3 protein-coding genes are annotated in these 13,495 nt (G+C 65.5%); 2 read left to right on the top strand and 1 reads right to left on the bottom strand.

The genetic code is table 11. The features are described from left to right. Positions 1 to 163 precede the first annotated feature (163 nt). Both AOT83_RS10600 and AOT83_RS10595 read left to right on the top strand, forming a co-directional pair. On the top strand, positions 164 to 373 hold the full coding sequence (locus AOT83_RS10600) for an MbtH family protein (RefSeq protein ID WP_030093729.1): 210 nt from the start codon (positions 164 to 166) through the stop codon (positions 371 to 373). A gap of 89 nt (positions 374 to 462) precedes the next feature. Next, a complete protein-coding gene (locus AOT83_RS10595) occupies positions 463 to 12,516 on the top strand; it encodes a non-ribosomal peptide synthetase (protein WP_057966021.1) in 12,054 nt (4,017 codons plus the stop codon). On the opposite strand, the gene AOT83_RS10590 is transcribed toward AOT83_RS10595, so the two are convergent. Continuing rightward, entirely contained in the window at positions 12,513 to 13,469 is a 957-nt protein-coding gene (locus tag AOT83_RS10590) for an alpha/beta fold hydrolase (protein ID WP_057966056.1), read from the bottom strand. The genes AOT83_RS10595 and AOT83_RS10590 overlap by 4 nt on opposite strands. Between the last annotated feature and the right edge of the window lie 26 nt (positions 13,470 to 13,495).

The raw sequence follows: 13,495 nt of genomic DNA, 5'->3' as shown, positions 1-13,495 counted from the left end.
CACCCGCATCCGAGACGCCGACGGCAACGAGCACAGCGGCCACGAGTACTTCCGGCGCGGGGGATATCTCAACAGCCACACCTGATCCCCAGGCGGTAGGACCGGTGCTGCTCGGCGGGCTCGCAGCGCCGTCGCGCTCAGATCGTGATGATGAGGAAAATCGATGCAAACCAATCCCTTTGACGATGACAATGGCAGTTTTCTCGTTCTGGTCAACGACCAGGAGCAGCACAGTCTGTGGCCGTCCTTCGCCGATGCGCCGGCGGGCTGGCGCGTGGTCTACGGCGACGCGGGCCGCGCGGCATGTCTTGAATACATCGACGAACACTGGCCCGATATCCGGCCGAAGGACCTGCGCCAACGACTCGCGTAGAGGACGTGTCCGCCCAGAGCGACAAGTCATCTCAACGCTGACATTTCAGACGCCAGTTTGCAGGCCCAAGTAGGGAGTTCGTCGTCCTCATGCTCAATTACGGAACGCAGACAGAAGTTCTCGGACCCCTGACAGCCGCGCAACGGTCGATATGGGTTGCCCAACAACTGCGGCCCGAGGTTCCCTACAACTTCGCCGGATTTGTCACGATCAACCATGACGTAGACACCGAAAGGCTCATGGTCGCCTGCGAATCGATGGCCGCGCGATTCGGCACTCCCTGTGCGCGGCTGGCCCTTGAGGACGGTGAACCGGTCTTTGTGGTGGACCGTTCGTTCCCGCAGACCATGCATTGCATCGATCTGCGAGCCGAGCCCGATGCTGCCGCTGCCGCTCGTCGTTGGATGGACGAGGAATACCGCCGGCCCATCGACTTACTCAGTGAACGGCTCACGCACTTCACCTTATTGCGGATTGCCGACGATCTGTCGTACTTCTACATGCGTACCCATCACGTTCTCCTGGATGGGTACGCCACCAACAATCTGCTGAGGCATATCGCAGATGTGTACTCGGGATCGGTCGCACCGCAGACCGATGTCGATTTCTCTGAGTTCTCCGTGATTCGCGACGCCGACCAGAAGTATCAGCAGTCCGCGCGCAGCGATGCGGATTTCGAGTACTGGAAGAAGGTCTTGGCCGAGCCCGTGGAGACGGCCGACCTTGCGGGCATGGAACGTGTGGTCACGCCGCGCCACCCCCAGGTGCGCGATTTGGTTTGCGACGAGCTGTTGTCGCAGAACGGACTTGGCCAGATCGAGGTAGCCAGAGTCATCGCAACGCTGGCCACCTTCATCGCGAAAACAACCGGACGCCAGAATGTTTCGCTGTCGCTGCCGGTATCGGGGCGCACGACGGCGGCGCTGAAAAGATGCGGTGGCATGGTGTCCAACCTGGTGCCGTTGTCCGTCACCGTCGATGCCGCGGACACCATCGGAGCGCTCGACGACCAGGTCGCCAAAGCCGTTGTGGGCGCGTTGCGGCACCAACAGTTCCGGCGCTGGCCGGAGCTGGTGGCCGATGCGGGTCGCCGCGACACCAACATCGAGTTCGGTCAGGTCATCAACGTCTTCGATTTCGCGGATGTGTTCTTCTTCGGGCCGTCGGAGGCGGTGGTCAATGTGCTGACCACCTTCCCGGTCCAGGACATCGCGATCAACATCTATCCGCGACCGGGTGGTGGCACCTCGCGCATCCAGTTCGCGTGGAACCCCGACAGGTATACGACCGGCGAGATCGACAGGCACATAACCCGTTTGGAATCACTGCTGGGGCGTCTGCTGGGTGCCGATCCCACGGTGGTGGTGGGTGAGCTGCCGCTGCTGGACCAGCGGGAGCACGATCTGGTGCTGTCACAGTGGTCCGGTGCGGGAGCGCAGGCGCAGGTTGGGGTGGCGCCGCAATTGCTGGCCGCGACAGCAGCCAGCAGGCCGGATGCAGTGGCCGTGGTCGACGGCGCGCGGGAGCTGACCTACCGGGAACTCGATGAATGGTCGACGCGGTGGGCGCGGGTGTTGATCGAGAATGGGGTCGGCCCGGAACGTGCGGTGGGCGTGGCGATGGATCGCTGCGCCGAGCTGGTGGTGGCGTGGTGGGCCGTGGCCAAGGCCGGCGGCGTATACGTGCCGGTGGACGGCGCTCATCCGGTCGAGCGGATCGCCACGGTGCTGGATTCGGTGGCAGCGGTGTGCGTTGTGACCCGTGGCACCGAAGAGGTTTCCTGGGCTGGCGCGCGCCCCGTGCTGCGTATCGATGGCTGCGACGTGTCCGGGCAGTCGTCCGAACCCATCACCGATGCCGATCGGTCAGCGGCGCTGCGGGCCGAGAACACCGCATACGTAATTTTCACATCGGGCTCCACCGGTACCCCCAAGGGCGTGGCCGTTGGTCACGCGGGGTTGCCGGGAGTCGCTGCAGCACAATGTGATCTGCTGAAACTGGGCGGCGATGCGCGGGTGCTGATGGTGGCCTCGCCGACATTCGACGCCTCGGTCTTCGAGATGGTGTGGGCAGTGAGTGCGGGGGCAGCGCTGGTGGTGGCACCGCGTGACGTCTACGCCGCAGACGCGTTGACTGAGTTTTTGCAGGCACAGCACGTCACTGCCGCGGTGTTGACCCCGACGGTGTTGTCATCGCTGGACCGGACGCGGTTGGCGGCGGTACGTACGGTGGTCACCGCGGGTGAGGACTGCCCGCGTGAGCTGGTGGACGCGTGGGCGCCTGATCGGCGGTTGATCAACGCGTACGGCCCCAGCGAGGCGACCATCTGGGCAACCTCCACACCGATGACAGCCGGGCAGCCGGTGGGTATCGGTGCCCCGATTCCGGGCATGCAAACCCTGGTGCTGGATGCGGGGCTGAACCCGGCGCCCATCGGCGTGGTGGGCGAGTTGTATCTAGCCGGTGCGGCACTCGCATCCGGCTACGTGGGCCGCGCGGTGTTGACGGCGGAACGGTTCGTGGCCAACCCGTACGGTCCGACCGGGCAGCGGATGTATCGCACGGGGGACCTGGTGCGCTGGAACGCCGATGGCGTGCTGCAGTACATGGGCCGGGCGGACGAGCAGGTCAAGATCCGCGGTAACCGCATCGAACTCGGCGAAGTACAAGCAGTACTCGCCGATGTACACGGCGTAGAGCAGGCCGTGGTCACCGTCCGCCAGGACCGTCCCGGCGATCGGCGCCTGGTGGGCTACGTCACCGGCGCCATCGATCCCGCCCAGGCCCGCGCGGCGCTCGGTGATCGGTTGCCTGCCTACATGATTCCGTCCGCGATCATCGTCCTGGATGCGCTTCCGCTCACCCCCAACGGCAAGCTCGACATCCGGGCACTCCCAGCGCCTGAGCTCACGGCCGGCGCGTACCGAGCACCATCAGAGGAGGTAGAGCAGACGCTCGCTGCTATCTACGCACAGGTCCTCGGGCTCCCGCGGGTCGGCGTGGACGATTCGTTCTTCGACCTTGGCGGAGACAGCATCATGTCGATGCAGGTGGTGTCGCGTGCACGAGCTGCCGGGGTGCTGTGCCGACCGCGCGATGTCTTCGTCGAGCAGACCGTGGCACGGCTGGCCCGCGTGGCCACCCTGGTCACCGGCGATGAGGATGCGGCCGATGACGGGGTGGGCGAGGTGCTTGCGACGCCGGTCATGCGATGGCTGCAGGGCATGCAGGGTGAAACCGGCCACTTCAATCAGACAATGGTCGTGTCGGTCCCGGCCGCGGTGACCGAAGCCGATGTGACGGTGGTGCTGCAAGCGCTACTGGACCACCACGCGATGTTGCGGCTGCGTGCCGAGGACACCGGTGCGGATGGGTGGTCATTGACAGTCCCCGAGGCGGGGGCGGTGGACGCGCGCGACTGCCTGCGTTGCGTGGACGCCTTGTCCGACGAGGCATTGTTGCAGGCCCGAGACCGACTGAACCCGGCCACCGGGACGATGCTGAGCGCACTGTGGGTGCGCTCCACAGCGCAGCTGGCATTGGTTGTGCACCACCTCGCCGTGGACGGAGTGTCTTGGCGAATCCTGCTGGAAGACATCAATATCGGTTGGGCTCAGCATCACGCCGGGCAACCGGTGGCTCTACCGTCGACTGGCACGTCCTTCGCCCGGTGGGCGGCGCTGATCGATCGGCACGCGCGCACCACCGAGGTGGCTGGGCATGCCGAGGCGTGGACGAGGGTACAGACGACCCCTGCGCTGCTGCCTGCCGTGCAGCCGGAGGTTGACACCTACGCGACCGCCCACACGATGTCGGTGTCTGTGGACGCCGACACCACCCGCATCTTGCTGGGTGAGGCCCCTGCGGCGTTCCACGCCGGGGTGGGCGACATCTTGTTGATCGCGTTCGGGCTGGCAGTCGCGCAGCTGACGGGTAACACCGGTGCGCCGGTCGGTATCGACGTGGAAGGCCATGGGCGCCACGAGGACTTGGATCCCAGTGTGACCGCACGGGTCGATCTGTCGCGCACTGTCGGGTGGTTCACCAGTAAATACCCGGTGGCCCTGAACCTTGGCAGGCTGGACTGGGCGCAGGTGAGCGCCGGCGATGCCGCGTTGGGTGCGGTGATCAAGGCAGCCAAGGAGCAGCTGCGTGCGCTGCCCGACGGCATCACCTACGGTCTGCTGCGATATCTGAACCCCGAGGTGGATCTCGCTGGGGCAGAACCGGTTATCGGGTTCAACTACCTGGGGCGGCTGGGCGGTGCCGGCGATCAGGGCGGCGAGCTGTGGCTGCCGAGCCCCGACGCCGTCGCTGCGGCCGCGGTGACCGCTGCTGTGCCGCTGGCGTTGGCTCATACCGTGACCCTGAACGCGGGTGTTTGGGAAACGGGCACCGGCACCGAGCCTCGTCTGCAGGCCAACTGGACCTGGGCGTCCTCGATGGACGATGCGCAGATCGGCCGATTGAGCCAGCTCTGGATCGAGGCGCTGACAGGTATCTGCGCACATGTGCGTTGCGGCGGAGGGGGATTGACGCCGACAGATATCCTGCCCGCATCGCTCACTCAACATCAGATCGACGAGCTGGAGCGCCAGCACCGAGTTGCCGATGTGCTGCCGCTGACGCCGCTGCAGCAGGGGCTGCTCTTCCATGCCACCGCCCATGCCAACAGCGATGATGTGTATGCGGTGCAACTGGACCTCACTCTTGCGGGTGCGCTCGATGCGCAGGGGCTGCGCGACGCGGTGGATACGGTCATCGCCCGACATCCCAACCTCGCGGCTCGCTTTCACCCACAGTTCGATCCGCCGGTGCAGATCATCCCCGCTGATCCCGAAACCCCTTGGCAGTACATAGAAATCGGCGGCATCGATATCGACGACCAGATCGAGCAGGTGTGTGCGGCCGAACGCGCAGCGGTCTGCGATCTGACCAGCCCGCCCCTGTTCCGGGTGGCGTTGATCCGGATCGGACACGACCAACACCGCTTTGTGCTCACCAGCCACCACAGTGTGCTCGACGGTTGGTCGTTGCCCATCCTGTTGCAAGAGGTCTTCGCGACTCTGGGCGGGCACGCGCTGCCGCCGGCCGTCCCGTTCCGCAGGTTCGTGACATGGCTGACCGAACAGGATCATGACGCCGCACTCGCCGCTTGGCAGGACGCGCTGGCCGGGTTCGAGACGCCCGCGCTGGTGGGTCCCTCGCACAAGCTGGGATCGGGGCGGCGCGAGACTCAATCACTGCGACTGTCCGAGCCGGCCACGCGCGCACTGACCGACCTTGCACGCACACATCACACCACCGTCAACACCGTCCTGCAGGCAGGCTGGGCGCAGCTGCTGGTCTGGTTGACCGGTCAGCACGACGTGGCATTCGGGGCCGCCGTCTCCGGCCGTCCTGCCGAGGTGGCAGGCGCCGAATCGATGGTGGGCCTGTTGATCAACACGGTCCCGGTGCGCGCACGCATTACCGCGACCACCACCACCGCCGGGCTGCTGGAGCAGCTGCAGAGCCTGTCCAATCGCACCCTGGACCACCAACACGTCGCGCTTCCCGAGATTCACCGCGTCACCGGGCAGGACCAGCTCTTCGACACCTTGTTCGTCTACGAGAACTACCCGATCGACCCGGCGGCATTCGAGACGATCATGGGGACAGGCGAATTGGCCATCGCGGGGTTCTCCAGCCGGGAAGCCACCCACTACCCACTGGCACTACAGGTGACGCCCGGTCGGGAACTGGCGCTGACCATCGAACATGACACCGAAGTGTTCGATGCCGAGAGCGCCGAGGTCTTGGTTCGTCGACTCGAACTCGTGTTGGCGGCAATGGCCGCCGATCCATCGCAGAGATTGTCCGCGGTGGACGTGCTGGGAGCCGACGAGCGTGAACGTCTGGACGCGATGGGCAACCGGGCAGTGCTGCTCCGCCCGGCGACGGGGACGTCGATTCCGGCGTTGTTCGCGGGACAGGTGGCGCGGACCTCCGATGCGGCCGCGCTGACCTGCAGAGGCCGGTCGTGGACGTACGGTGAGGTTGATCGGGATTCGAATCGGCTGGCGCACTATCTGATTGGCTTAGGTGCTGGCCCAGGCCGGTGCGTTGCGGTGATGTTCCCGCGCTCGGCGCGGGGCATCATCGCGATCTTGGCGGTGCTCAAGACCGGGGCGGCATACGTGCCGATTGACCCGGCGGTGCCCGATGCCCGGATCGATTTCGTGATCGGCGATGCGGGGCCGGTGGCCGTGGTCGCCACTGCCGAATTGGCGAGCCGGTTCGCGGCGCAGAATGTCGTGGTTGTCGACGTCGATGACCCGGTGGTCGGCGAACAGTCCGATGCATCGCTGCCGTCGCCCGCCTCTGACGACGTCGCGCATGTCATCTACACCTCGGGCACTACGGGTATTCCCAAGGGAGTGGCGACAACTCACCACAACGTCACGCAGTTGTTGGAGTCGTTGCACGTCGGTTTGCCGTCGGGGCCGGGGCAGGTGTGGTCTCAGTGGTACTCGTACGCCTTTGATGCCTCGGTGGAAGAGATCTGGGGTGCGCTGTTCCACGGTTCGCGGCTACTGGTCATACCGGAGTCGATCGGTCCGAATGAGTTCCAGGCCTTGCTGATTGACGAACATGTCACCGTGCTGCATCAGACCCCGTCGGCGGTGTCGGCGCTGTCCGTGGAGGCACTCGATTCGGTGGCACTGGTGGTGGCCGCCGAGGCATGTTCGGCCGAGCTGGTGGATCGTTGGGCACCAGGGCGAGTGATGACGAACGCCTACGGGCCTACCGAGACCACGATGTGCGTGACGGTCAGCAAGCCATTGGCCGCGGGTTCTGGGACGCCGACGATCGGTGGCCCGGTGCCCGGAGCCGCACTGTTTGTGCTCGATGCCTGGCTGCGGCCGGTGCCGGTCGGTGTGGTCGGCGAGTTGTATGTGTCGGGGCTCGGCCTTGGACTCGGTTATGTGAGCCGCTCGTCGTTGACCGCCTCGCGGTTTGTGGCGTGCCCCTTCGGCGACCCGGGCCAGCGTATGTACCGCACTGGCGATTTGGTGCGGTGGCGTGCGGATGGAAACCTGCAGTACCTGGGCCGCGCTGATGCGCAGGTCAAGATCCGCGGCTATCGCATCGAACTCGGCGAGATCCAGGCGGCCCTTGCCGACGTCGTAGGTGTCGACCAGGCGGTGGTGATCGTGCGCGAGGATCGGCCGGGCGATAAGCGTTTGGTCGGTTACGTCACCGAGTCGGTAGCGGGACTGGTCGATACCGCCGGCGCGCGTGTGGTGCTGGGTGAGCGCCTGCCGCCGTACATGGTGCCTGCCGCGATCGTGGCGGTAGACGCCTTGCCGTTGACGGTCAATGGGAAACTCGACACCCGCGCCCTCCCGGAGCCGCAGTATCAGGAAACCCAATACCGGGCCCCGTCCAACGCGGTCGAGGAGATCCTGGCTGATATTTATGCGCAGGTGCTCGGTCTGGTACGCGTGGGCGTCGACGATTCGTTCTTCGATTTGGGCGGGGACTCGCTGTCGGCGATGCGTTTGATCGCGGCCATCAACAAGTCGATGAACACGCACCTGACCGTGCGTGCTCTTTTTGACACCCCCACGATCGCCCAGCTGGCTCCGGGCCTGCGCACCGAATCGGGCGGCCGCGCGCCGTTGGTGTCGGTACCGCGTCCCGCGGTCGTTCCGCTGTCGTTCTCGCAGCGGCGGTTGTGGTTCCTTGACCAATTGCATGGTGCTTCACCGGTGTACAACATGGCGGTCGCGCTGCGGCTGAGCGGGCAGCTGGACCTGGACGCATTGGGTGCGGCATTGTCCGATGTGGTGAGCCGCCACGAATCGCTGCGCACCGTGTTCCGCGATGAGGACGGCGTGCCGTACCAGCAGGTGCTGCCACCCGAGAGCGTGGAATTCGGCTGGGATGTCGTCGACGCCAGCGCTTGGCTGCCCGCGCAGCTGGATGACGCGATCGGCTCCGTGGCGCGTCACACGTTCGATCTCGCGGCCGAGATACCGCTGTATGCACAGCTTTTCGCGGTGTCCGACGTCGAGCACGTGCTGGTGGCCACGGTGCATCACATCGCCGCCGACGGCTGGTCGGTGGCCCCGCTCATGCGCGATCTGACCGTGGCCTATGCCAGCCGGTGCGGGGGATATGCACCCGACTGGGCGCCGCTGCCGGTGCAGTATGCCGATTACACGCTGTGGCAACGGGATCAGCTGGGCGATCTCGAAGACAGCGGGAGCGCCATCGCCACCCAGGTCGCCTATTGGCAGGATGCGCTGGCCGGGATGCCTGAACATCTGTCGCTGCCCACCGACCGGCCCTACCCGGCGGTGGCCGATTACCGCGGCGCCAGTGTGGATCTGGACTGGCCGGAAGAGCTGCAGCAGGGAGTGCGTGCATTGGCACGTGCGCATGGAGCGACCAGCTTCATGGTGATCCAGGCGGCGCTGGCGGTGCTGCTGTCCAAGATCGGCGCCACCTCCGATGTGGCGGTGGGGTTCGCGGTCGCCGGGCGTGATGAGCCGGCGCTCGACGAGCTGGTCGGTTTCTTCGTCAACACGTTGGTGCTGCGGGTCGATGCCGGCGGTGACCCCACGTTCGCGGATCTGCTGACACAGGTCCGCGCTCGCAGTCTGGGTGCGCTCGAACACCAGGACGTGCCCTTCGAGGTGCTGGTGGAGTGGCTCAACCCCATCCGGTCCCGCAGTAGTCATCCACTTGTTCAGGTCGGGTTGACCTGGCAGAACCTTCCCGGGCAGGATGCCGCGGCATTGGCGCTGGGCGATCTGCGGATCACGCAGATACCGGTGCACACCAACACCGCCCGGATGGACCTGACGTTCTCTCTGGGTGAGCGTTTCACCGACACCGGCGCGCCCGCCGGGATCGGTGGTGCGGTCGAGTTCCGCACCGACGTCTTCGATGTGGAGAGTGTGCAGTCGCTGATGGCACGGCTGCGGCGGGTGCTTGAGGCTGTCGCGGTAGATCCTTCGCAGCGGTTGTCGGCGGTGGATGTGCTCGATGCCGCCGAAGGTGCCCGGCTCGATGAGCTGGGCAACCGCGCGGTGCTCTCTGCTCCGGTAACACCGACGTCGATACCGGAACTGTTCGCAGCGCAGGTGGTTCGCAATCCAGCGGCGACCGCGATGAGATGCGGGCAGCGGTCGTGGACCTACCGCGAGCTCGATGATGAATCGAATCGTTTGGCGCACTTGCTCGTTGAGCACGGTGCGGGACCGGGTCAGTGCGTGGCGTTGCTCTCCGAACGCCGTGGTGAGGCGATCGTCGCGATTCTGTCGGTACTCAAGAGCGGGGCGGCGTATCTGCCGATTGCTCCGGCAGTTCCCGATTCGCGCATCGAATTCATGATCAACGATGCGCGACCGATCGCCGCGATAACCAGTGCGGCACTGCGCTCACGCCTGGACGGGTACACGCTGCCGATCATCGATGTCAGTGACTCCGGGGCGAACACCCAGCCCGGCACCGCCCTGGCGGGGCCGTCCCCCGATGACATCGCGCACATCGTGTACACCTCGGGTACCACCGGTATTCCCAAGGGCGTGGCGACAACTCACCACAACGTGACACAAGTGCTGGGGTATGAGCACCTCGGTGTGCCGTCGGGGCCGGGGCAGGTGTGGTCTCAGTGGTACTCGTATGCCTTCGATGCCTCGGTGGAAGAGATCTGGGGTCCGCTGCTGCACGGTGGCAGCCTCGTGGTGGTACCCGAATCGTTGGTCCCGGAAGACTTCCAGGAATTCCTGGTTACGGAGCGCGTCACGGTCTTGCATCAAACGCCGTCCGCGGCGGCAGCACTGTCGCCGGAGGCGCTGGAGGGCATGGCCCTGGTGGTGGCTGCCGAAGCATGCTCTGCGGAGATGGTGGACCGGTGGGCGCCCGGACGGTTGATGGTCAATGCGTACGGCCCCACCGAGTCCACACTGTGCGTGACAGTGAGTCCGCCCCTGGCCGCTGGCTCGGGCACACCGGCGATCGGTGTGCCGGTCGCCGGCGCGGCGCTCTTCGTGCTGGACACCTCGATGCGACGGGTTCCGATTGGGGTGGTCGGGGAGCTGTATATCGCGGGCCACGGGCTGGGGGCCGGGTATCTGCACCGGTCCGGGCTAACCGCTTCGCGTTTTGTGGCATGCCCATTCGCGGGCCAAGAAGGACTCCGCATGTATCGCACCGGGGATTTGGTGCGGTGGGGTACCGACGGGCAACTGCACTACATGGGGCGTGCCGATGATCAGGTGAAGATCCGCGGTTATCGCATCGAGCTCGGCGAGATCCAGACCGCGCTAGCCGATCTCGAGGGCATCGAGCAGGCAGTGGTGATCGTGCGTGAGGACCGCCCGGGCGATAAGCGACTCGTCGGATACGTCACCGGGACCGTCGAGCCGGCCCAGGCACGAGCCGCACTGGCCGAACGGATACCGGCCTACATGGTCCCTGCGGCGATTGTGGTCATCGACGTTTTGCCGTTGACAGTCAACGGAAAGCTCGACACCCGTGCGTTGCCGGAGCCGCAGTATCAGGAAACCCAGTACCGGGCCCCGTCCAATCCGGTCGAGGAAGCCCTGGCCGGCCTGTATGCCGACGTGCTCGGTCTGGAACGGGTGGGCGTCGACGACTCGTTCTTCGATCTGGGCGGAGACTCGCTGTCCGCCATGCGCCTGATCGCCGCCATCAACAAGTCGATGAACACCCACCTGACGGTGCGCGCGCTCTTCGACACCCCCACGGTGAGCAGCCTGAGCGGACAACTGGACAAGCATGCCAGTGACCCGCGCTATGTGGCGGTACACGGCTCCGAGGTCGCCGAGGTACGTGCCGCGGACCTGACGCTGGACAAGTTCATTGACGCGGAAACCCTCAGCACCGCAACGACATTGCCGAATCCCAGTGGGGAGGCGCGCACCGTCCTGCTGACCGGGGCGACGGGCTTCCTCGGTCGCTACCTGGTGCTGCAATGGCTCGAAAAGCTGGAATTGCTTGACGGCAAGCTGATCTGTTTGGTGCGGGCCTCATCGGATGAGGAGGCCCGCCGCCGCCTGGAACAGATCTTCGACAGCGGCGACCCGGAACTGTTGCGGCACTTCCATGAACTGGCCGAAGACCATTTGGAGGTCATCGCCGGTGATAAGGGTGAAGTAGACCTCGGTTTGACCGAGCAGACCTGGCAGCGACTGGCCGATACCGTTGACGTGATCGTCGATTCGGCGGCCGTCGTCAGTGGCGCCCTGTCCTATGGCGAGTTGTTCGGGCCCAACGTGGCCGGTACCGCAGAGCTGATCCGGTTGGCCCTCACCACGAAGCTGAAGATGTTCACCTTCGTGTCGACGGCCAATGTGGGTGATCCGGTCAAAAAGGTGGCCTTCACCGAGGACGCCGATATCCGTGACATCTGTGCCACGCGTGTCATCAAGGACACGTACGCCAATGGCTACGGCAGCAGTAAGTGGGCCGGCGAGGTGCTGCTGCGAGAAGCCCATGATCTGTGTGGACTGCCGATCGGGGTCTTCCGCTGCGACATGATCCTGGCCGACACCACCTATGCGGGTCAGCTGAACTCGTCGGATGTGTTCAGCAAGATGATCCTGAGCATCGTGACCACCGGCCTGGCACCCAAGTCGTTCTATCGCCTTGACGCTGAAGGCAATCGGAGGCGTGCGCACTTCGACGGGCTACCCGTGGAGTTCGTTGCCGAGGCCATCACCACCTTGGGTGTTCAGGTGGTTGACGGATTCCAGACCTATCACGTGATGAACCCGCACGATGACGGCATCGGTCTCGATGAGTATGTCGACTGGTTGATCGAGGCCGGGTACCCCATCGAGCGTGTCGACGATTTCCAGGACTGGTTGCAACGGTTCGGGACAGGATTGCAAGCACTGCCCGAGAAGCACCGGCGAAACTCGGTGCTGCAGATGTATCTGACGCTGGTGCAGGATCCCGAGCGGGTCAGTCCCATCGTGCCGACTACAGGTTCATTCGCCCCAGCCGATCGGTTCCGTGCCGCGGTGCAGGAAGCCAAGATTGGCTCCGAGAGAGACATTCCTCAGGTCGGGGCGCCGAACATCGTCAAGTACGTCACCGATATGGAGCTGCTCGGGATGCTCTAGGCGTCGGCTGGCTGCTGTTCAGTCGCGGGGCCGATGAATTCGAGACCGGCGTTGATCGCGGGGCGGTGCCGCAGGATCCGGAAGTGCGCCAGGCGCCCGAGTCCCTTGGTCGCCATGAAACGTGCACCGGGCCATGACTGCGCCAGCCGCTCGCTCGATGCGTACGGCGTGTCTGGGTCGTCGGGATCGTGGATCAGCAGCAGCGGCGGATGCCCAGCAGTCGCCGCGACGCGAACCAACTCGGTTTCGGGCAGTGTCATCTCGATACGGCGCTCGAGCTGGCGCTGCAGTCCGGCGCGTATCCGCTTGCCGAAGCCGTGGCGTGCGGCGAAGAGGTCCAAGTAAAGGGGGAAGTCGCCCATCGGTGCCAGGTACACCAAGCGGCCCACCGATGCGCCATAGGAGGCCGCGAAGGTGGTCGCGTTGGCCCCCAGGGAATGGGCGACCACCGCGTGGGCGGGCCCATGCTCCTTGATGACGGCCGCCACCGCGTGTGCGCACTCGATGAGCGTGGTGCGCCCCGGTGCGAGCGCGCCCCCAGCGGACTCGCTATGGCTGGGCAGGTCGAAGGCGATGACGCGGTAACCGGCCTGCAGCAGAGGCTTGATGAAGATCCCGAGGTGCGTGCGCTGCCCGCCCCAGCCGTGGACCAGGTAGACCGTCGGCCCCTCGCCCCATGACTCACCCGCAATACGGTGCCCGTCCCAGTGGGCCTCCAGCGGTTCGCCGGGGGGCACACCGGGCGGCATGCGCAGACTCGATTCGATGACCGGCGGGGTGCACCACAGTTCGACCGCCCAGCGGGAACCGATGGCCGGTGCGAAGCGCTCCAGCCACCAGAAAGCCCTGCGTATCCGGTCGGACACCGGTGGCTGGACACCGGAGCCCTCCACGTCGAGGGCGGCCCCCGCGTCCTTGGTGGGTGCGGAATCCGTCTTCTCTCGTTCGGTCACGTCGAAGGAGTCTATTGGCGCCACCC

It is taken from the genome of Mycobacteroides sp. H001, from assembly GCF_001440005.1.
GTDB classification, from domain to species: domain Bacteria; phylum Actinomycetota; class Actinomycetes; order Mycobacteriales; family Mycobacteriaceae; genus Mycobacterium; species Mycobacterium gwanakae.
The sequence above is the reverse complement of the archived record's forward strand: the minus strand, read 5'-3'. Positions and strand labels throughout refer to the sequence as shown.